At 72.3% G+C, this 21069-nt stretch carries 17 protein-coding genes and 1 tRNA gene; 9 read left to right on the top strand and 9 right to left on the bottom strand.

Annotation, left to right across the window (positions count from 1 at the left end; translation table 11 throughout):
• Window positions 1–55: 55 nt before the first annotated feature.
• The 5 genes from ACZ4Z5_RS07740 to ACZ4Z5_RS07720 form a co-directional block, all read right to left on the bottom strand.
• Window positions 56–1378: a PP2C family protein-serine/threonine phosphatase gene (locus tag ACZ4Z5_RS07740; protein ID WP_468258165.1), complete on the bottom strand. Its 1323-nt coding sequence runs from the start codon at window positions 1376–1378 to the stop codon at window positions 56–58.
• A 112-nt stretch (window positions 1379–1490) separates the two neighbouring features.
• Window positions 1491–3908 (bottom strand): glycoside hydrolase family 65 protein, encoded by a 2418-nt coding sequence (locus ACZ4Z5_RS07735; RefSeq protein WP_468258163.1) that lies wholly within the window; start codon window positions 3906–3908, stop codon window positions 1491–1493.
• Window positions 3905–4027: a hypothetical protein gene (locus ACZ4Z5_RS07730; RefSeq protein WP_468258160.1), complete on the bottom strand. Its 123-nt coding sequence runs from the start codon at window positions 4025–4027 to the stop codon at window positions 3905–3907. The genes ACZ4Z5_RS07735 and ACZ4Z5_RS07730 overlap by 4 nt, the downstream gene beginning before the upstream one ends.
• 22 nt (window positions 4028–4049) lie before the next feature.
• The gene (locus ACZ4Z5_RS07725) at window positions 4050–4739 is read right to left on the bottom strand and encodes a helix-turn-helix domain-containing protein (RefSeq protein ID WP_468258158.1); all 690 of its coding nucleotides are present in this window, start codon (window positions 4737–4739) and stop codon (window positions 4050–4052) included.
• Window positions 4740–4745: 6 nt separating this feature from the next.
• A complete protein-coding gene (locus tag ACZ4Z5_RS07720; protein WP_468258155.1) occupies window positions 4746–5825 on the bottom strand; it encodes a zinc-dependent alcohol dehydrogenase family protein in 1080 nt (359 codons plus the stop codon).
• 601 nt (window positions 5826–6426) lie between these two features.
• Between ACZ4Z5_RS07720 and ACZ4Z5_RS07715 the strand changes: the two genes are divergently transcribed.
• Complete coding sequence (locus ACZ4Z5_RS07715; protein WP_468258153.1) at window positions 6427–7104, top strand: CBS domain-containing protein; 678 nt, start codon at window positions 6427–6429, stop codon at window positions 7102–7104.
• A 100-nt stretch (window positions 7105–7204) separates the two neighbouring features.
• Here ACZ4Z5_RS07715 and ACZ4Z5_RS07710 read toward each other — a convergent pair whose 3' ends face one another.
• Window positions 7205–8092 carry a universal stress protein gene (locus ACZ4Z5_RS07710; RefSeq protein WP_468258739.1) on the bottom strand — a complete coding sequence of 296 codons (888 nt, stop codon included), beginning with the start codon at window positions 8090–8092 and terminating at the stop codon, window positions 7205–7207.
• A 187-nt stretch (window positions 8093–8279) separates the two neighbouring features.
• Between ACZ4Z5_RS07710 and ACZ4Z5_RS07705 the strand changes: the two genes are divergently transcribed.
• Window positions 8280–8540, top strand: a complete 261-nt coding sequence (locus ACZ4Z5_RS07705; RefSeq protein WP_468258150.1) for an SHOCT domain-containing protein — start codon at window positions 8280–8282, stop codon at window positions 8538–8540.
• 213 nt (window positions 8541–8753) lie between these two features.
• Here ACZ4Z5_RS07705 and ACZ4Z5_RS07700 read toward each other — a convergent pair whose 3' ends face one another.
• Both ACZ4Z5_RS07700 and ACZ4Z5_RS07695 read right to left on the bottom strand, forming a co-directional pair.
• A complete protein-coding gene (locus ACZ4Z5_RS07700) occupies window positions 8754–9119 on the bottom strand; it encodes a hypothetical protein (protein ID WP_468258147.1) in 366 nt (121 codons plus the stop codon).
• A gap of 223 nt (window positions 9120–9342) precedes the next feature.
• Entirely contained in the window at window positions 9343–9531 is a 189-nt protein-coding gene (locus ACZ4Z5_RS07695; protein ID WP_468258144.1) for a hypothetical protein, read from the bottom strand.
• Between the two features lie 222 nt (window positions 9532–9753).
• On the opposite strand from ACZ4Z5_RS07695, the gene ACZ4Z5_RS07690 reads away from it, so the two are divergent.
• Window positions 9754–10893 carry a glutathione-independent formaldehyde dehydrogenase gene (locus tag ACZ4Z5_RS07690; RefSeq protein WP_468258141.1) on the top strand — a complete coding sequence of 380 codons (1140 nt, stop codon included), beginning with the start codon at window positions 9754–9756 and terminating at the stop codon, window positions 10891–10893.
• 157 nt (window positions 10894–11050) lie between these two features.
• Here the strand turns inward: ACZ4Z5_RS07690 and selD are convergent, their stop codons facing one another.
• Window positions 11051–12070: a selenide, water dikinase SelD gene (selD, locus tag ACZ4Z5_RS07685; RefSeq protein ID WP_468258138.1), complete on the bottom strand. Its 1020-nt coding sequence runs from the start codon at window positions 12068–12070 to the stop codon at window positions 11051–11053.
• 66 nt (window positions 12071–12136) lie between these two features.
• On the opposite strand from selD, the gene ACZ4Z5_RS07680 reads away from it, so the two are divergent.
• From ACZ4Z5_RS07680 to nrfD, 6 genes are all read left to right on the top strand, one after another.
• Window positions 12137–12231: transfer RNA gene (locus tag ACZ4Z5_RS07680), tRNA-Sec, on the top strand.
• Window positions 12232–12285: 54 nt separating this feature from the next.
• A complete protein-coding gene (gene selA / locus ACZ4Z5_RS07675) occupies window positions 12286–13674 on the top strand; it encodes an L-seryl-tRNA(Sec) selenium transferase (protein ID WP_468258135.1) in 1389 nt (462 codons plus the stop codon).
• On the top strand, window positions 13665–15518 hold the full coding sequence (locus tag ACZ4Z5_RS07670) for a SelB domain-containing protein (protein WP_468258132.1): 1854 nt from the start codon (window positions 13665–13667) through the stop codon (window positions 15516–15518). The genes selA and ACZ4Z5_RS07670 overlap by 10 nt, the downstream gene beginning before the upstream one ends.
• A gap of 297 nt (window positions 15519–15815) precedes the next feature.
• Complete coding sequence (gene fdh, locus ACZ4Z5_RS07665; RefSeq protein WP_468258130.1) at window positions 15816–19100, top strand: formate dehydrogenase; 3285 nt, start codon at window positions 15816–15818, stop codon at window positions 19098–19100.
• A complete protein-coding gene (locus ACZ4Z5_RS07660) occupies window positions 19097–20026 on the top strand; it encodes a 4Fe-4S dicluster domain-containing protein (RefSeq protein WP_468258127.1) in 930 nt (309 codons plus the stop codon). The genes fdh and ACZ4Z5_RS07660 overlap by 4 nt, the downstream gene beginning before the upstream one ends.
• 72 nt (window positions 20027–20098) lie before the next feature.
• Window positions 20099–21040, top strand: a complete 942-nt coding sequence (gene nrfD / locus ACZ4Z5_RS07655) for an NrfD/PsrC family molybdoenzyme membrane anchor subunit (RefSeq protein WP_468258125.1) — start codon at window positions 20099–20101, stop codon at window positions 21038–21040.
• Window positions 21041–21069: the final 29 nt, after the last annotated feature.

Genomic DNA, 21069 nt, shown 5'->3' with positions numbered 1-21069 from the left:
GCCTGCTCCGGTGTGAGGGCGGAGATGTGGTTCCTTGATCGGAACGGGCGACCGGTCAGCGTCCGCCCGGCGTGCGGAGGAGGAGCACGGCCATGTCGTCCTGCCCGTCGGCCGGCACATAGGAGGCGAGGGTCTGGCACAGCTCGTCGACCGGGAGCCGGGCGTGCTCGGTGACCGTCCGGGCGAGGTCGGCCATGCAGTCGTCGAGGTCCCGGCCCGGGTGCTCGACCACGCCGTCGGTGAAGAGCACCACAGTGGCGTCCCCGGGCAGCGGAACGACGTGGTCGGGGCGGGGGAACCCGGCGTCCACGGCCAGCGGCAGGCCGGGCTCGGTGTCCAGGTAGTGGCCGTGCCGGCCAGGCGTGACCAGCAAGGGCGGCAGGTGACCGGCGCTGGACCAGCGCAGTGTCCACGCGGATCCCTCCGGCTCGACGCGGGCCAGGCAGGCGGTGGTGACGGGGGCGTCGGCCACGGTGGCCAGGATGCCGTCGAGACGGGAGAGCAGGGCGCTGGGCGTGGTGCGCTGTTCATGAAGCAGAGCGCGGAGCATGTTGCGGATCTGGGACATGGCTGCGGCGGCGTGCAGATCGTGGCCGACCACGTCTCCGATGGCCAGGGAGCAGGTACCGTCGGGCAGGAGTACGGCGTCGTACCAGTCGCCGCCCAGTTCCCGCCCCGCCGCCGGCCGGTACTCCGCGGCCGCCGAGAACGGCGTCAGATCGGGCAGCCGCGGCAGCAGCAGCCGCTGGAAGCGCTCGGCGCCGGTCCGGACCTGCTCGAAGAGCCGGGCGTTGTCGATCGCGACCGCCGCGGCGCCGGCCAATGCCACCACCACGTCCCGGTCGTCGGTGTCGAAGGGCCTCCCGTCCCTCCGCTCGGACAGGTACAGGTCGCCGTAGACCTCGCCGCCCACTCGGATCGCCGCTCCCAGGAGTGTGTGCATCGGCGGGTGTCCCGAGGGAAAGCCGGCGGACGAGCGGTGTGCGGCGATGTCGTCGACCAGCAGCGGCTCCGGGTGGCGGATCATGTGACCCAGCAGGCCGTGGCCCTTGGGGGCCCCGATGCCGGCCATGCGCTGCATCTCCTGCTCGGTCAGGCCGACCGCGACGAACTCCTCCAGCTTCCGGTGCTGCTCGTCCAGGACGCCCAGTGCCCCGTAGCGGGCGTCGACGAGGTCCATCGCGGTGGAGACGATCCGGCGCAGCACCTCGCGCAGTTCCACCTCCCTGCTGATCGCCAGCACCGCCGCGAGAAGTGCCCTGAGCCGTTCCTCGGCCACCGCGACAGCCCTGAGCTGTTCCGCGACTCCCGCGAGCGCGGTGTCCGGGAACGGCGGGGCACCGTCGGACTGCGGTGCCTCGTTCTCGCGTCGACGCATGGGAAACGCTCCTTCCGCGTACTGCCCATGCTGCGTCATCCGGCGTCGCCGTGCCCCGGGGCCCACGGGACGAGAGCCGGGACCCGGCCGAACGGTACGACCCGGTCTGCCGTCAGGCGCGGGGGAGCAGGTACCACCGTTGCTCGCCGGGCGCGACCGCGACACGGCGCCCGCCCGGGAGATCAACGGTGAGGGGACGCTGCTGGGACGCGGGCACGCTGATGCCGAGCCGTCCGGGCCGGGTGCGGACACGGATGCCCCGATGGCCCTGGTAACAGAGGGTGAAGGAGAAGTGGGCCAGTTCGTCGAGCGGTACCGGGTCCAGCCCCAGCGCGTCGGGACGGGCAGACAGGCCGGTGATCCCGCGCTGGACGAGGTCGAGCGTGCCGGCCATGGCGCCGAGGTGGACGCCCTCGCCGGTCGTGCCGCCCTGGACGTCGGCGACGTCGCTGAGCAGCGCCTCCTCGCAGTAGGCCCAGGCATCCGCCCCCTTGAGCCGGGTGAGGACCCAGCCGTGGACGAGGCTGCTCAGCGTCGACCCGTGACTGGTGCGCCGCAGGTAATAGGCGACGGTGCGCCGCCACAGCTCGTCGTCCAGCCGGTGCCCGAGCCGCCCGAACAGCGCGATGAGTTCGGCGGGGGAGAACAGGTACCCGAGCATGAGCGTGTCCGCCTGTTTGGACGCCTTGAAATGGTTGACGCTGTAGCCCTCGGCCTCCAGGATCCGGTCCAGGCGGCGGATGTCGACGTACCGGGCCCGGTACGCGTCCCAGTCCAGCTCGGCAAGCTCTCCGTATCCGTCGAACTGGCTGATCACGTCGTTGTGGAACGGCACGTACAGCCTGCGCGAGACGTCGTCCCATCGTTCGAGCGTCCCTGCGTCGATCGAGAGCCGTTCGCAGAGCTCCTCCCGGCGTGCCGGGAGGAGCCGGCCGAGGAGATCGAGTGCCCTGGCGAGGACCCAGGCGGCGGTCACGTTCGTGTACGTGTTGTCGTCCAGTCCGGCCGTCCGGGCCCCCGGATAGGCGTCGTGGTACTCGTCGGGGCCGACGACGCCCCGGATGCGGTAGTGGCCGAGCGACGGGTCATAGGTGACCGCGCTCGCCCAGTAATGGGCGATCTCCACGATCAGTTCTGCTCCCGGGCCGTGGAGGAAGCCCATGTCCCCCGTGGCCTCGGCGTACCGCCAGGTGTTGTACGCGATCGCGGATCCGACGTGCCGCTGCAGCCGGGAGCGGTCCGGAAGCCAGCGTCCCGAGCGGGGGTTGAGGTGGAGTTCCTGGGACTCCTCGCGGCCGCTGCCGGCGCTCTGCCAGGGGAACATCGCGCCACGCCGCCCGGCCGCCGCGGCCGACGCGACGGCTTCCGGGAGCCGACGGTGGCGGTAGAGGAGGAGACCCCGTGCCACGTCGGGGAAGTGCAGGGTGAGGTAGGGCAGCACGAACAGTTCGTCCCAGAAGACGTGGCCGCGGTACGCCTCGCCGTGCAGTCCCCGGGCGGGCACGCCGACGTCCAGGTCCGCGGTGTGCGGGGAGAGGGTCTGCAGCACATGGAAGAGGTGCAGGCGCAGGATCCGGCCGGCGTCGCCGGGAACGTCCAGTTCGGCCTGGCTCCACAGGCGGGCCCAGGCGGCGCGGTGAGAGGCCATCAGACGGGGGAAGCCGGCAGCGCGTGCGACACGGTCGACGGCCGCGCGCAGCGGATCGCCGGCCGGCCGGTCCATCGAGGTGTGCAGTGCGACGGTCTTGGTCAGGACCACGGGCCGGCCGCGGGAGATGGGCAGGGTCCAGTAGACGACCGGACCTGTCTCGTCGACTCGGGTGCGGCCCTCGACCGGGGTGCGGCCCTCGGCCGGGTTACGGACCGTGGTCCGCACGGCCATGCCGATCCGGGTGCCGGACCCGGCCGTGCTGCACGACAGCCAGGAGACGCCGTTCGGTTCGATCCCGGCGCGATGCCCGACCAGGTGACGTCCCTCCAGGTCCCGGTACCGTTCGACTCCCGCGTTGACGACGGTGCCGTCCAGCGCGGACTCCACGTCGACACGGCCGCTCCAGCCGTAGGCGCGCAGCGTGGTCCGCTGGGCCGCGAGATGGGCGTCGCCCATGTGCACGATGCGGGTGTGGGTGACCCTGAGGCGGCGGCCGTGCCCGTCCTGGTACAGCATTTGCCGGACCAGGACGCCCGAGCGCAGGTCGAGGGTCTGCCGGTGGTGGCGCAGACTCGGGTGGTCGGGGGTGAGCCAGTCGCCCACGGGGCCGTCGTCCGGGCGGCACCGGTAGCGCAGCGGCAGCCAGTTGGGGAGGTTGACCAGGTCCTCGTTCCCCACGCGGCGGCCGGCCACCGTGGATTCCAGACGGTCGTAGCAACCGGCCACGTAGGTGCCGGGATAGTGGACCGGACCGGCACCCGTCTCCGACGCGGCCCCGCGGGTGGCGAATCGGCCGTTGCCCAAGGTGCACAGCGCCTCGCGCAGACGCTCCTGCTCGGGGTCGTAACCCTCGTACGCCCAGGTCCATTCCGCGGTCACGACGGCGCGTCCCCCAGCGGACCGGCGGCGTGCGGTGCGGACAGGTCCGCAGGTACGGCGTCGGCAGCGTGCGCGCACAGCGCGGGAAACGCCGTCGACGTACCGCCCGCAACGTCCATGGTGTCGCTCCCCGGGGCGTGGTCAGCCGTGCGGGCCGACGATCCGGCGGCCGGTGATGCGGGAGGGGGAGATCGCCACCCACAGGTCGCGCCGCCCTCCCACCCACGGCGGGGTCGCCGCTTCTTCCTCCAGGCGCCGGACGGCGGACTCCTCGGTGACGGCGCGGGCCGGCCCGACCGCAAGCACGCTCCAGCCCCGGCTGAAGGTCTCGTCCACGCGGTCCACCTCGAAGGCGACCTCGTCTCCCGCGGCGAAGGCGGGAACCTTGCCCAGAGCGGTGCGGAACGCGATGTCGGTACCGTCGACGAGGTAGTTGACCGGAACGATCGCCGGTCCTTCGGGCGTGAGCACGCCGACCCTGCCGACCCCGTGGGTCGACATCAGCGCGCGGCACTCCTCTTCGTCGAGTTCGGTGAGCACGGCGTCACGCAGGGCCCGGCCGCGACCCGGCGGCTGATCCGCGGTGCCTCCGGTCAGATCGGCCACCGTCGTGTCCAGGGCCGCGGCCAACAGCTGCAGCGTGGCCGCGTCCGGGGCGGCCGGCCGCTCTTCGAGGTACTGGAGGTAACTCTCGGCGGCGCCGCTGCGCACCGCCAGATCCGCGAGGGACAGGCCGAGTTCCTCGCGCCGGGCGGCCAGGCGACGACCGATGTCGGTTCGCGTATGTGAGGACGTGCCGCCTTCGGAACCGTGCGGGGTCGTGCCGGTCATCGTGGTTCACCTCTCCTCGGGCGCAGCCGGTGTGACCGCGTCGTGCCGGGGTCCGCCGAGCACCACCTTCAGCGCGCCGGTGTCCGCGGCGCGGGAGAACACGTCGTACGCCTCCTCCATCCGTCCGAGCTCGAAGCGGTGGGTGACGAGCGCGGACGTGGGCAGCCTGCCCGCGGCCGTCATGCGCAGCAGCAGGGGAGTGGAGCAGGTGTCCACGAGGCCCGTCGTGATGGTGACGTCCTTGATCCACAGGTCCTCGAGGTGGAGTACGGCAGGCTTGCCGTGGACGCCGATGTTGGCGACCCGGCCGCAGGGGCGCACCATGCGCGTGCACATCTCGAACGCCTCGGGCACCCCCACCGCCTCGACGACGACGTCCGCCCCCAGCCCGTCGGTGAGGTCCGCGACGAGCTGCTCCGGGCCCTCGGCGGCGTTGGCGGTCGCGTCCGCCCCGAGGCTGCGGGCCGCGGCGAGCCGGGACTCGGCGAGATCCACGGCGATGATCCGTCCAGGGGTGTAGAGGCGGGCGGTGGCGATGGTGGCCAGGCCGATCGGGCCGGCGCCGACCACCACGACCGTGTCGCCCGGCGTGACGTGCCCGTTGAGCACACCCACCTCGTAGGCGGTGGGGAAGATGTCCGCCAGGAGCACGGCGTCCTCGCTCTCGACGCTGCCGGGCAGCGCGTGGACGGACAGGTCCGCGAACGGGACGCGGACGTACTCGGCCTGCGTGCCGTCGATCAGGTGGCCGAGGACCCAGCCACCGCCTCCGCGGCACTGTCCGTAGCGGCTCTCCCGGCAGAAGCGGCAGCGTCCGCAGGCCGCGATGCAGGACACCAGCACCCGGTCGCCGGGACGGACGGTACGGACGTCACCACCGGTCTCCATGACCTCGCCCACGGCCTCGTGCCCGAGGATCCTGCCGGGCTCGACCTCGGGTACGTCGCCCTTGACGATGTGCAGGTCGGTGCCGCAGATCGTGACCGCGTCGACCCGGATGATCGCGTCGGCGGCGTCCTTGACGTCCGGGTCCGGTACGTCCTGCCACGCCGTCCGTCCCGGTCCCTGGAAGACGAATGCCTTCATGGCCTCGCGCCTCCTCTGCCGTTCTGTTCTGCTGTCCCGCATGTCTGCACCGCCAGCCTGTCTCGCGTGGTGCGCCCGGCGCTTGGGCCGGACGGCCCCGGGCGTGTCCCGCTCGGCCCATCCGGCGGGGCGGCTGGGGTGCGAGAGTGAACGAAGCCTCAGCCGGAGGTGGGCGAGCATGACGGACACGGTCCCAGCGGCCACGGGTGAGCGGCCACGACCTGCGCTGCCGTCCTTCGTGGGTGGTGCGGGCACCGTCACGGGCAGTGCGTTCCTCCTCGAAGTCTCCTCGAGGCCTCGTCGAGTCCTCGTCGGGCCGACTGTGCGCCGGCCTGGTCGACCGCGGACTCTTTCAGGGTCCCGCCGAACCTCGGCGCCGCAACCGGCGCCGCTCTCCCCGCGACACCGCCGACGTCGCCACGGTCGTTGTGAGCCCCCGCACCTCGACAGCCAGGCGCACCTCGACCACCGCGGATACCTCCCCCCGGCTGGTACGCCAGGGGTTCCGCGGGCCCGTCCTCACCAGCGAGGCCACTTCCCGGCTCGCCGACCACGTCCTGCGCGACAGCGCCCGCCCGCTCCGTCCGATGGGAGACCCGACATGGCCTCCACCCCCTACACCGTGAACGACGTGATGACGACCCCCGTCGTGGCCGTCACACCCGACGCCCGGTTCAAAGAGATCGTCGCCGCCATGGACCAGTGGAAGGTCACCGCCCTGCCGGTCATCGAGGGCGAGGGCCGCGTCGTGGGCGTCCTCTCCGAGGCGGATCTGCTGCCCAAGGAGGAGTTCCACGACACCGAGCCCGGGCTGATCGAGCAGATGCAGCGCCTGGGCGACACCGCCAAAGCCGGCGCGGTGAGCGCCCGGGACCTCATGACCACGCCACCGGTCACCATTCACGCGGACGCCACCCTGCCCCAGGCCGCTCGGATCATGGCACGCCGTCAGATCAAGCGCCTGCCCGTGGTCGACGCCGACGGGATCCTCCGAGGCATCGTCAGCCGCGCCGACCTCCTCAAGGTCTTCCTCCGCCCCGACGGCGACATCGCCACCGAGGTACGCAGTGAGATCGTCGACCGTCTCTTCGCCGTCTCCCGCCGGGACATCCGGGTCCACGTCGCCGACGGCGTCGTCACCCTCACCGGCTCCGTCCGGGACGGCACCCTCATTCCCGTCGCGGAGCGCCTCGCCCACGCCGTCGAGGGCGTCGTCGGCGTGAGGTGCGAACTCACCGGGCCGCCGGAACCGGCCGCGGCCGCCGACCCGTCCGCCTGACCTCGCCTCTCCCGGCGTGCCCGTGGCGTTGCGGGGAGGGATCACCGCACGGCACACCCGTCCGACGATCGTCGCCGACGCGCCGTGGCCGGGGCAGGCGTCAGGGATGCGCGGTGGAACCCCGGACCACGGCGACCGGACAGTGCGCGTGGTGGAGCATGGCCTGGCTCACCGACCCCAGCAGCAACCCGGTGAATCCGCCACGCCCCCGGGCGCCCGCCACCAGCAGCTGGGCGGAGGCACTCTCCCTGATCAGAGCCTCACGTGTGTCGCCCCGGACCACCTTCTGCTCGACCTCGACGCCCGGGTACTGCTCCCGACGGCCCGACAGCGCCTCGGCAAGCAGACGCTCTTCGGCCTCCGGGAGCGCGGAGGGAGGGTGGGCGTAGGGCAGTGACGGATCCCGTGGCGGAGGCATCGGCGCGTTCCACGGCGTCCAGGCGTGGAGAGCGAGCAGACTCGTTCCGCGCAGCGCGGCCTCGGCGAAGGCGAAGTCGACCGCGCGGTCGCCGGCGGAGGACCCGTCGACGCCCAGCAGTACCGGGCCGGTCGCGTCAGGCCGTTCCCGCACCACCATCACCGGACACTGGCCGTGCGCGGCCAGATGCACCGCTGTGGAGCCCAGCAGGAGACCGACGAAGCCTCCCATACCCCGGGAACCGACGACGGCCAGCTCCGCACCGCGCGACTGGGCTTCGAGCACGGTCAGCGGCTCGCCCGTCACCACGGCCGAGGTGACGTCCAGGTCCGCAGCCGTGGCCCGGGCCCGCTCCACCGCCTCGGCCACGAGGCGCTCCACCGCGTTCCGCAGCCCGCCCTCGGGCGGGCCGAGCAACGACGGCTCCAGCGACACATGTGCCCGGGGCCAGAGGAACGCGTGCACCACGCGCAGCCGGGCCCCACGCCACTGGGCCTCCCGGGCCGCCGCCTCGACCGCTGCGAGACCGGAGGCCGAGCCGTCCACTCCCACCACCACCAGGCCGCCCACCGCGCCCCCTTCATGCTCCGAGTCCTCCCCCAAGCCTCACCTGCGTGCCGCGTCCCCGCCACAGAGACGAGGCCGCTCGGACCACGCGCGGGGCCGAACGGCCCTGGCACACCGGCCGGGGCCGGGGCCAGCGTGGACACGTACAAGGTTTTTCCTCGCAACCTCATCGATCCTGGAGGTGGGGACCGTGATGTACTGGAACGGCGGTGGCTGGGCCTGGATGGCCTTCATGCCCCTGTTGTGGATCGGGCTGATCGGCCTGGTGGTCTGGGCCGTCGTACGCCTCACCCACCCCGGAGCCGGCCGTGACGGCACCCGTCAGGGGGCGTCGGCGCCCAAGGAGGATCCGGAGGAGATCCTCGACCGCCGCTTCGCGTATGGCGAGATCGACGCCGACACCTATACCGAGGCACGCCGACGTCTCGAGGCGCACCGGCCGAGGCCGTGAGGGCGGGAGGCGTGAGGGCGGGAGGCGTGAGGACGGTGCGGAGCCGCGCGACCGAGGGCTGCTGGTCACCGACCTGACACCCGCTCATGCCCGATGCCGGCCGCCGCGACTCGCCCAGCCCCCCGCCCCCCGCCGCTCCGCCGCGACTCGCTCAGCACCTCGAGAGGTGGCGAACGATCGCCGGCGCCGGCGGTCACCGTGCGGGACGCGGCCTCAGGAAACGCGTTTGATCGTCCCGGTGTTGGGGTCGTGGCCGGGCACCGCCGAGTACCGGCACGCGCCGCTGTAGAAGCGGCTCACCTCCACCCAGCCCGCCGGGGGGAGCGTGGATGCGCAGGCGTTCACCGTGGAGCCGATGGGCATACCGGAGACCTGCTGGATCTTCTTCATGTTCGGGTTGAAGGTGGTGCCGCAGGCCCAGCTGTTCCACCACTGCACATCGACCCAGCCGGACGGGGTCAGGGAGCTGGAACACATGGTCACTGTGTCACCCGGAGCGGCCGAGGCCGGAGTGCCGGAGAGCGCGACACACGCGGCGGCGGTCAGCAGGGCCAGCGGCGCCGGACGGAGACGGATCACGGGCGGACCTCCGGGTTCTACGAATTCTCTACGTGAACCCCACAATCCATACCGTTCCGTCACATCGGGAGGCAGTCGGTTATCGGACCGAGGTCGTTTGGCCGAAACGAGTGCGTCCATGATCGGTGATCACAGGACGCGGCATTCCGCGCGGAACCGGCCGCGACGCGGCGAGAAACGGCCGGACCGGCGCGCGCCGGTCCGCCGACGGGGCGTCCTCGGGTCAGCGGTCGACGGCTTCCTCGGTGCGCCCCTCGGCGAATTCCCACCACGCGAGCGGGAGCCAGTCGCCGTTCACGAAGGCGTCGACGGACGACCCGCGTCCGCTGATGGCCACAGGCGTCCCCGGCGGGTACGTCGTGCCGGACAGGCCGGGCACGGGGACGAGCAGGGTCCCGAAGCGCTGCGTCACTGTCCTCGTCCTCCGAATTCGGCGTGAGGTTGAAATCGGTATTTCCTAGAACATAGCTGGCTTGTCTCCTGCTCCCTAGAAGGGGAGCATGAGAGTTAGGTCACGTGAGGCGAACGGCCGCGGCTCTTCGGCCTGCTTCTCACCCGTTCGCACGAGGCTCCGTCGAGTCGACGGCCGTTTGTCTCCGGCAGCGAACACGCATCGCTCATCGGAGGTGTCGGCATGAAGGCTGTCGTCTACAAGGGACCGTTCGAAGTAGCGGTGGAAGAAGTCGAGACCCCCCGGCTCCAGCACCCGAACGAGGTGATCGTACGGGTGACGTCCACCGCCATATGTGGCTCTGACCTGCACATGTATGAGGGCCGTACGGCGGCCGAGCCGGGCATCGTCTTCGGTCACGAGAACATGGGCATCGTCGAGGAGCTCGGCGAGGGAATCACCTTGCTGAAGAAGGGCGACCGTGTGGTCATGCCCTTCAATGTGGCCTGCGGATTCTGCAAGAACTGCGTCGCCGACTACACCGGTTTCTGCCTCACCGTGAATCCCGGATTCGCCGGTGGAGCGTACGGCTACGTGGCGATGGGGCCGTGGACCGGAGGCCAGGCAGAATACGTGCGGGTACCGTACGCCGACTTCAACTGTCTGAAGCTGCCGCAAGGCACCGAGAACGAGCGCGATTTCGTGCTGCTCGCCGACATCTTCCCGACCGGCTACCACGGCAATGAACTCGCCCAGGTCTCCCCGGGTGAGAGCGTCGTCGTCTACGGCGGCGGGCCCGTCGGTCTCATGGCCGCCTACTCGGCCATGCTGCGCGGTGCGTCGAAGGTGTTCGTCGTCGACCGGGTGCTCGAGCGGCTGCAGAAGGCCGAGGAGATCGGCGCGATCCCGATCAACTTCGCCGAGGGCAACCCGGTGGAGCAGATCAAGGAGCAGACCGAGGGCGAAGGCACGGACAAGGGCATCGACGCGGTCGGATACCAGGCCATGGCCAGGAGCGAGGACCACGAGGAGCCCGCGGCCGTGCTGAACTCGATCATCGAGAGCGTCCGGCCGACCGGCGCGCTCGGCATACCCGGCCTCTACGTGCCGGCCGACCCGGGTGGACCGGACGAGCAGGCCAAGCGCGGCCGGCTCATGGTCTCGATCGGCAAGCTCTTCGAGAAGGGCCTGCGCCTGGGCACCGGGCAGTGCAACGTGAAGCGCTACAACCGGCAGTTGCGCGACCTCATCATCGCGGGCCGCGCGAGGCCGAGCTTCGTCGTCTCCCACGAGCACTCCCTGGAGGAGGCGCCCATGGCCTACGACAAGTTCGACAAGCGCGTCGACGGCTACACCAAGGTGATCCTGCATCCAGGGCAGTAGCTCTTCCGTAACGGCGGCCCGCCGGCTCGGGCGAGGACCGGGTCGGCGGGCCTGTGCGCCCACTGGCGCCGCCTCCTCGGAGCCGACGGGTCGGATCGCCGGCTCGAGTCCCCAGGCGACGCCCCGTCCCGCAGCGGCCGCGCGGTTGGTCCCGGACTCAGCGGATCACCAGGACGTGGTCACCGCGTGGCAGCAGCTCGCCCACGACCGGTGCGCCGGGGATCTCGCCGGCCACCAGCAGCCCGCCGGAGGTCTGCGCGTCGGCCAGCAGCAGCGCCTCGTCCTCGCTCACCGCCGACAGGTCGCTGTGCGGGCGCACCCACTCCAGATTCCTGCGGGTGCCCCCACTGACGTAACCCTCGCGCAGTGCCTCCCGGGCGCCGTCGAGACAGGGCACCGCGGCCGCGTCGATCAGCGCCGTCACCCCGCTCGCCCGCGCGAGCTTGTAGGCGTGTCCGAGCAGCCCGAAACCGGTGACGTCCGTCGCGCAGACGCAGCCGGCGGCCAGCGCCGCATCGGCCGCCTCACGGTTGAGCCGCGTCATTACGTCGACCGCCTGCGGGAACACCTCGCCGGTGGCCTTGTGCCTGCAGTTCAGCACCCCGATGCCGAGCGGCTTGGTCAGCGACAGCGGAACACCCGGCACGCCCGCGTCGCTGCGCAGCAGACGGTCCGGGTGGACCAGGCCGGTGACGGCCAGACCGTACTTGGGCTCGGGGTCGTCCACGCTGTGGCCCCCGGCGACGTGGCAGCCCGCCGCAGCGGCCGTCGCCAGGCCGCCGCGCAGCACCTCACGGGCCAGTTCGAGGGGCAGCACGTCCCGTGGCCACGCCAACAGGTTCACGGCGAGCAGCGGACGGCCCCCCGTGGCGTACACGTCCGACAGCGCGTTCGCCGCCGCGATCCTGCCCCAGTCGTAGGCGTCGTCTACCACGGGCGTGAAGAAGTCGGTGGTCGCGAGCACCGCCAGGCCGTCGTGCAGCCGGACGACCGAGGCGTCGTCGCCGTCGTCCAGGCCGAGCAGCAGCTCGCCCGCTGGGTCCTGGACCGGGACGCCGGCCCCCAGGCCCCGCAGCACCTCCTCCAGCTCGCCGGGCGGGATCTTGCAGGCACAGCCGCCGCCGTGTCCGTACCGGGTGAGGCGGGTGGATGGCCGGGGCGACGTCGACGCGGTCACACGGCCATCCTTCCGCACATGCTGCGTCGGCGGGCATATCGGGGCAAAGATGTCTTTGTGGCGCGAGGAGGCGTATCCGGCCTGGTGACCGGCCCGGTCTTCAAAACCGTCGAGCGGCAGGAGCTGCCGTTGGCGGGTTCGATTCCCGTCCGCCTCCGCCACGTCCCGCACGAGGGGCAGCCTTCCCAGGACCGGCAAGACGCGCAGGGCGCTCCATGAGCGATCCGCGCCGGCGCATTCCGGGCACCGACACGATGCTCGCCGAGCCACGCATCGCCGAGGCCGTACGGACGCTGGGGCGCCCCCTGGTGAAGGCGGCCATCGCCGACGCCCAGCGGCGTGCGAGGTCCGGCGAGATCGCCCCCGAGGACGTGGTCGACGCGGCGGTCGGCGGCCTGCCCGAACGGGCCTCCGGTCTGCGACCGGTAATCAATGCCACCGGGGTACTGGTGCACACCAACCTGGGCCGCGCGCCACTGTCGGATGCGGCGCGGGCCGCCGTGACGGCGGCGGCCGGATACACGGACGTCGAGTTCGACCTCGTGGACGGCCGCCGGGCCCGCCGGGGACGCGGCGCGCTCGCCGCGCTGGCCGAGGCCGTACCCGAAGCCGGAGCGGTGCACGTGGTGAACAACAATGCGGCCGCGCTGCTCCTCTGCGCCCTGGCGATGGCCCGCGGACTGGAGATCGTGATCAGCCGCGGCGAGCTGGTCGAGATCGGCGACGGCTTCCGCATCCCGGAGCTGCTGGCCTCCACCGGAGCACGGCTGCGCGAGGTCGGCAGCACCAACCGCAGCCACGCTCGGGACTACGCGGAGGCGATCGGCCCCGACACCGGCTTCCTGCTCAAGATCCACGCATCCAACTTCCGGATCAGCGGCTTCACCGCGGCGGCGGAGGTGACCGAGCTGGCGGCGCTGGGACCCCCGGTCGTGGTGGACATCGGTTCCGGCCTGCTCGCCCCGCACGCCCTGCTCCCGGACGAGCCCGACGCCGCCACCGCCCTGCGCGCCGGGGCAGCCCTGGTGACCGCAAGCGCGGACAAGTTGCTGGGCGGCCCGCAGGCCGGGCTGCTGCTCGGCGACGTGGACCTGGTCGAGCGACTGCGACTGCATCCCGCAGCCCGGGCCCTGCGCGTGGACAAGCTGACCCTGGCCGCGCTGGAGGCGACACTACGCGGTCCGGAGCCGCCCGTACGCACCGCGCTCGCCGCCGGCGCGGCCGGGCTGCGCGAGCGCGCCACCCTGCTGGCCGAACGCCTCCGGGCCCGGGGGGTACCAGCGGAGGCACTGCGCACGGAGGCGGCCGTGGGCGGTGGCGGCGCGCCGGGGGTGGCCCTGCCCAGCGCTGCCGTCGGCCTTCCCGCGTCGTACGGCCCGCTGCTGCGCACCGGCGCGGTCCCGGTGATCGGCCGGCTGGAACACGGACGCTGCCTGCTGGACCTCCGTACGGTCACGGCCGAGGAGGAACAGTCGGTACTGGAGGCCGTCCTTGCCGCCGCACAGCGGTCGCACGCGAGTGGGACGAGCGGTGGACACGCCTGCGGCGCCGGGCGTGCGGAGGGCTGCGGAGGCGACCAGGGGAGCGAGCGGCCGTGCAGGTGATCGCCACCGCCGGTCATGTCGATCACGGCAAGTCGACGCTGGTGAGGCTGCTCACCGGGATGGAACCCGACCGGTGGGAGCAGGAGCGGCGGCGCGGCCTGACCATCGACCTCGGATTCGCCTGGACGGCCCTTCCCGGCGGACGGCAGGTGGCGTTCGTCGACGTCCCCGGCCACGAGCGCTTCGTGCCCAACATGCTCGCCGGTGTCGGTCCGGTCCCCGCCGTGCTGTTCGTGGTGGCGGCCGACGAGGGGTGGATGCCGCAGTCCACCGAGCACCTCCAGGCGCTCCACGCCCTGGGCGTCCGGCATGTGCTGCTCGCCGTCACCCGCTGCGACCTGGCCGGTCCGGAACCGGCCCGCCGGGAGGCGCTGGCCCGGATGACGGCGGCCGGCCTGGGAACGGTCGACTCGGTGACGGTGAGCGGCCGCACCGGAGAGGGCCTGGACGGGCTGCGCACCGCGCTGGTCCGGCTGCTGGATGCCCTGCCGCCGGCTGATCCGGACGCCGACGTCCGGCTGTGGGTGGATCGTTCGTTCAGCATCGTCGGCGTCGGCACGGTGGTCACGGGAACGCTCACGGCCGGCACCCTGCACGCCGAAACGGAGCTTCGGCTGGCGTCCACCGGGGCGGCGACGCGGGTACGCGGCCTGCAGGCGCTGGGCCTGGACACGCCCGAAGTCCGAGCCGTGGCCCGGGTGGCGGTCAATCTCCGTGGCGTCGACCACCGTGCCGTCGGCCGCGGCGACGCGCTGCTCACCCCGGGCAGATGGCTGACCACGGCCGAGGTCGACGTGGCGTTGCACCGCTGCGACGGCGGCGGCCCTCACAGGGGTGACCGCAGCGGTGCGGTCACGGACGACCCTGGCACGGGCGACGCCGGTGAGCGTCACGGCATCCCTCGAGAGCTCGTGCTGCACGTCGGATCCGCGTCCGTCGCCGCCCGGGTGCGGCCGCTGGGGAGCGCGAGCGCCCGGCTGCGGCTGGCTCGTCCCCTGCCGCTGCGCGTCGGCGACCGCGCACTGCTGCGCGATCCCGGTCGGCACCGCATCGTCGCCGGAGTCGACGTGCTCGACGTGACGCCCCCCGAGTTGAGCCGGCACGGAGCCGCGCGACGGCGCGCCGTGGAGCTGGCGGCTCTGACCGACGCCCCACCGCGGGCGCTGGCCGAGGCAACACTGCTCCGGCGGCGCTTCGCGACTGCAGGAGGACTGCACTCCATGGGGCTGCCCGAGGTGGGCGAGCCGGTCGGCGACGGCCACAGGGTGCACACGACCGTATGGCGCGAACTGCTGGCCGCAGTGCCTGCAGTGGTCGACCGGTGGTGCGACGACCATCCTCTGGAGTCCGGCGTTCCGGTGGAGGCGCTGCGGCAACGGCTGCGGATGCCCACCACCGGTGCGGTGGAACGGCTTGCCGCAGCGGCGTCGCTGCCGGTCGTGGACGGGCGGGTGTGCCCGGAAGGCGGGCCGGCGGTGCTCCCGGGACCCGTCGAGGCCGCCGTGGCCGCACTGACCGCAGAGTTGCGCGATGCCCCGTTCGCGGCCCCGGACGCCGCCAGGATGGCCGAGCTGCGGCTGGGGCCCAGGGAGCTGGCCGCCGCAGTGCGGACCGGCCGCCTGTTGAAAGTGGCCGACGGCGTCTTCCTCCTCCCCGACGGGGACGCCCGGGCAGGCGAACTGCTCGCGCGACTGCCCCAGCCGTTCACCCTCAGCCAGGCACGACAGGCGCTGCGTACCACCCGGCGGGTCGCGGTTCCGCTGCTGGAGCTGCTGGACCGCCGCGGCGTGACCGAACGGCTCCCGGACAGCACCCGCCGCCTGCGGACCCCGCCACCCACCTGAGCGGTGCAGGCGCGGACGGGGCCCTCCAAGGACGACGACCGGCTCCCCCAGGGCCGCGCGGACGGGCCCTCCAAGGACGACGACCGGCTCTCCCAGGGCCGCGCGGACGGGTTCTCACAGCGCCGCCCGGGGTTCTCCCGGGACTGCCGGGTTAGGACCCCCAGGACCGCGCGAACGGATTGTCCCAGGACCGCCCGGATGCACCTCCCAGGACGTCCGACGGTGCTCGACATGCCCACGCCGGGACCCGGCGTTACGTTGGCTGCGACGGCGGAGGGCGCGAGGCGGGAGATCGCCATGGGCCTGCGACGATGGATCGACGACTGGCCGGTGTACCGGCAGCTCACCGGCGACGATGCGCTGGGCAGGGGCACCGCCGCACGCTCCCGAGGCACCGAGCGGCTGTCCGCCCGCACCGAGCGGGCCGACCGGGTCGTACGGTCCGTGTGCCCGTACTGCGCCGTGGGATGCGGCCAGAAGGTCTTCGTCGAGGACGAGAAGATCACCCAGATCGAGGGCGACCCGGACTCGCCCGTCTCACGCGGTCGGCTGTGCCCGAAGGGTGCCGCCAGTAAGCAGCTGGTGACCGGCCCCGGCCGGATCAGCACCGTCCTCCATCGGCGCCCGCACGGAACGGGGTGGGAGCGTATACCGCTCGACCAGGCGATGGAGATGATCGCGGACCGGGTCGTCGAGACCCGCCGGCGGACCTGGCAGGACACGCATCACGGCGTGCCCGTGCGGCGCACGCTCGGTATCGCCTCCCTCGGCGGAGCGACGCTGGACAACGAGGAGAACTACCTGCTGAAGAAGCTCTACACGGCGCTGGGCGCCATCCAGATCGAGAACCAGGCGCGGATTTGACACTCCGCCACGGTTCCCGGTCTGGGGACCTCGTTCGGCCGTGGCGGAGCCACGACGTTCCAGCAGGACCTGGCCGAGGCCGACTGCATCCTCATCCAGGGCTCGAACATGGCCGAGTGCCACCCCGTCGGCTTCCAGTGGGTGATGGAGGCCAAGGAACGGGGTGCCACGATCATCCACGTCGACCCCCGTTTCACCCGTACCAGCGCACTGGCGGACATCCACGTGCCGATCCGGGCAGGCACCGACATCGCGTTCCTCGGCGCTCTGGTCAACCATGTGCTGAGCAACGGCAAGGACTTCCACGAGTACGTGGTCGCCTACACCAACGCACCGGCGGTCCTGCGGGAGGACTTCGCCGACACCGAGGACCTCGACGGGCTGTTCTCCGGCTTCGACCCGGAGAACCACAACTACGAGACGACCAGTTGGATGTACGAGGGCGCGCAGGCCGCGGCCGCTGCCGGCGACAGGGACCGGTGGACGGCGTCGGGCGACGAGGACGAGCGGGGCGCGGCTGCCCGGCAGCACGGAGGCAGGGAACTGCGCGACACCGCCCGCGCCGAGTCGTACGGCGCCGGCGGCCCCGCTCTGGGCGTGAAGCCGGCCATGGACCCGACACTGCAACACCCCCGCTGCGTGTACCAGGTACTCAAGCGGCACTTCGCCCGTTACACCCCGGAGCTGGTCGAGGACGTCTGCGGTGTCCCCCGCGAGCTGTTCGCCCGGGTGGCCGATGCGATCACCGCCAACTCGGGACGCGAGCGCACCACGGCGCTGTGCTACTCCGTCGGCTGGACCCAGCACACCGTCGGGGTCCAGTACATCCGCACCGCGGCCGTCCTGCAGGCGCTGTTGGGCAACATCGGGCGGCCGGGAGGCGGCATCCTGGCCCTCCGCGGACACGCCAGCATCCAGGGCTCCACGGACGTCCCCACGCTGTTCGACCTGCTGCCCGGCTACATCCCCATGCCGCACGCCCATCAGCACCAGGACCTGGACGCGTTCGTGGCCGCGGACGCCGGCACGACCGGCTTCTGGGGCAACATGCGCGCCTACGTGGTGAGTCTCCTCAAGGCCTGGTGGGGCGAGGCGGCCACCGAGGAGAACGACTACCGCTTCGACTGGCTGCCCCGGCTGACCGGCGACCACGGCACCTACCAGACGGTGCTGAACCAGCTGTCCGGGGAGTGCAAGGGGTACTTCCTCATCGGTGAGAACCCGGCGGTCGGCTCGGCCAACGGCAAGCTGCAGCGGCTGGCCATGGCGAATCTCGACTGGCTGGTGGTGCGGGACCTGCGGATGATCGAAAGCGCGAACTTCTGGAAGGACGGGCCGGAGATCGAGACCGGTGAGCTGTGCCCGGAGGAGATCCCGACGGAGGTGTTCTTCCTTCCGGCAGCGGCGCACACGGAGAAGGACGGCAGCTTCACCAACACCCAGCGGCTGCTGCAGTGGCACGACGCGGCGGTCGCCCCGCCCGGGGACGCCCGGAGCGACCTGTGGTTCGCCTACCACCTCGGCCGGATCATCCGGGAGAAGCTCGCCGGGTCCACCGACCCGCGCGACCGCCCGCTGCTCGACCTCACCTGGGACTATCCGACCGAAGGCCCACTGGCCGAGCCGAGCGCCGACGCCGTACTGGCCGAGATCAACGGATACGGGCCGGACGGGCCGCTCTCCAAGTCCACCCAGCTCCGCGACGACGGCTCCACCGCCTGCGGCGTCTGGATCTACTGCGGGGTCCGCGCCGGCGGTCACAACCACGCGGCGAACCGCCGGCCCCGCGACGAGCAGGGCCGGGTCGCCCCCGACTGGGGATGGGCGTGGCCGGCCAACCGCCGCATCCTCTACAACCGGGCCTCGGCCGACCCCGAGGGCAGACCGTGGAGCGAGCGCAAGCAGTACGTGTGGTGGGACGCCGAGCAGGGCCGGTGGACCGGGGACGACGTCCCGGACTTCGAAGCGGACAAGCCGCCCGACTACCGGCCGCCGCCGGGCGCGAGAGCCCAGGACGCCCTGTCCGGCACCGACCCGTTCATCATGCAGAGCGACGGCCGAGCCTGGCTGTTCGCGCCGGCCGGGCTGGCCGACGGCCCGCTGCCCGCGCACTACGAGCCGTACGAATCGCCGGTGGGCAACCCGCTGTACCAGCAGCAGACGAACCCGGCGCTCCAGGCCTACGACCGTCCCGGCAACCGGTACCACCCGGCCGGCAGCGAGGTGTATCCGTACGTGCTCACCACCTACCGGCTCACCGAGCACCACACGGCCGGAGGCATGAGCCGTGCCCTGCCCTGTCTGTCCGAGCTCCAGCCGGAGTTCTTCTGCGAGGTCTCCCCGGAACTCGCGGCAGAGCGCGGCCTGGAGCACCTGGGCTGGGCGACCGTCACCACGGCCCGCACGGCGGTCGAGGCGAGAGTACTGGTGACCGAACGGATCAAACCGATGCGGGTCCGAGGCCGCACCATCCACCAGGTGGCGGTGCCCTATCACTGGGGCCCGGAGGGGCTGACCACAGGTGACGCGGCGAACGACCTGCTGTCCGTGGTGCTCGACCCGAACGTGCACATCCAGGAGTCCAAGGCGGCGACCTGCGACATCAGGCCGGGCAGGCGTCCAGAGGGCCCGGCGTTGCCGGCTCACGCGGCGGAGTACAGACGACGTGCCGGCCTCCCCGGCGACACCCCGCCGGGCACAGGAGAGGGGCAGCGATGACTGCCGACCGCAACAGGCCGTCCGGCCTGCCGGCCGACCCCAGCGCGGACGCCGGTTACCCGGACACCCACCCGCCCCGGATGGGGTTCTTCACGGACACTTCCGTCTGCATCGGCTGCAAGGCGTGCCAGGTGGCGTGCAAGGAGTGGAACGACGTTCCGGCCGAGACCGAGCAACTGGACCTGCTGGGGCAGTCGTTCGACAACACCGGCGCGCTGAGCGCCGACAACTGGCGCCACGTGGCGTTCATCGAGCAGGCGGTGGCGCCGGACCGGCCGCCGGTCGATCTGGGCATGCCGGCCATGGGCCCGCCCGGGCCCGACGCGGGGGTCGCGAAAGGTCAGGTGCGCTGGCTGATGTCCAGCGACGTGTGCAAGCACTGCACCCACGCCGCCTGCCTGGACGTGTGCCCGACCGGCTCGTTGTTCCGCACCGAGTTCGGGACCGTGGTGGTGCAGGAGGACATCTGCAACGGCTGCGGATACTGCGTGCCCGCATGCCCGTACGGCGTGATCGACATACGTCCGGGCGACGGACGGGCCTTCAAGTGCACGCTGTGCTACGACCGGCTGGGCGCGGGCCGGGAACCGGCCTGCGCCCAGGCGTGCCCGACCGACTCCATCCAGTTCGGCCCGCTGGACGAACTGCGTGAGCGGGCCGACCGGCGGGTGGCCGAACTGCACGACCGCGGGGTGGACCAGGCACGGCTGTACGGCCGGGATCCCCAGGACGGCGTCGGGGGCGACGGGGCGTTCTTCCTCCTGCTGGACGAGCCCGAGGTGTACGGGCTGCCGCCCGATCCGGTCGTCACCACCCGTGACCTGCCGTCGATGTGGCGGCATGCGGCAACGGCTGCCGTGGGCGTGGCCGTGAGCGTGGCCGTCTCCTTCGTGGGGCGGGGGACCTTCCACAGGCGACGACGATGAAGGCCCGCGCCGGTGCACGACGACGCAGGGCGAGCGGCGAGCAGCCACGACGGGCAACGGAAGGAGGCAGCCGTGACGGGGAGAAGTGAGCAGCAGCGGCCCCCGGTTCCACGCGCGGAATTCCGGTCGTACTACGGCCGACCGATCCTCAAACGTCCCACCTGGAAGGTGCCGGACGTGCCCGCATACCTGTTCCTGGGAGGCACGGCCGGTGCGTCGGCGGCCATGGCGGCGGTGGCCGAGCTGACCGGGCGCCGGGAGCCGGCAGCGGCAGGCCGGTGGATCGCCGCCGCCGCGTCGGCGGCGGGCGTGGCCGCCCTGGTCCACGACCTCGGCCGCCCCGAACGCTTCACGCACATGCTGCGCGTCCTCAAGCCCACCTCCCCGCTGTCGGTGGGTTCCTGGATCCTCGCACCGTTCTCCGCGCTCGCCACCGCCTCGGCCGCCTCACAGGCCACCGGACGGCTTCCGCGGCTCGGCCGGCTCGCCGGACTCGGCTCGGGTGTGCTCGGGCCGGCGATGTGCACCTACACCGCGGTGCTCCTCTCCGACACCGCGGTACCGGCGTGGCACGAGGCGTATGCGGAACTGCCGTACGTGTTCGCCGGCAGTGCGCTGACCAGCGCCGCGGGTGCGCTGCTGCTCTGCACACCCGGCGCGGACCACGGGCCGCCGACCCGGATGGGCCTCTTCGGCACGGTCATGGAACTCGCGGCGATGCGCCGCATCGAGCGGCGGCTCGGGCTGGTCGGTGAGCCCTACGTGACGGACCGTTCCGGCCGGCTGCTGACCCTGAGCAAGGCACTGGCCGCGGCCGGGGCCGGGCTGTCGCTTCTCCCCGGTCGCCGGGCGGCCCAGGTCCTGGCGGGAGCGTCGTACCTGGCGGCGGGACTGTGCACCCGGTTCGGGATCTTCGCCGCGGGCATGGCGTCCGCTCAGGACCCGGCATACGTGGTGACGCCGCAGCGCGAGCGCCTCCGGGCCGGCAGAGGCGACCCTCACGGGACCGAGTGAGGCCCGGGCCCGATCCCTCGGCCCTGGAG

This window comes from Streptomyces sp. NPDC030222, from assembly GCF_055573115.1.
Note: the sequence above shows the minus strand (reverse complement) of the source record. Positions and strands in the feature narration are given on the sequence as shown.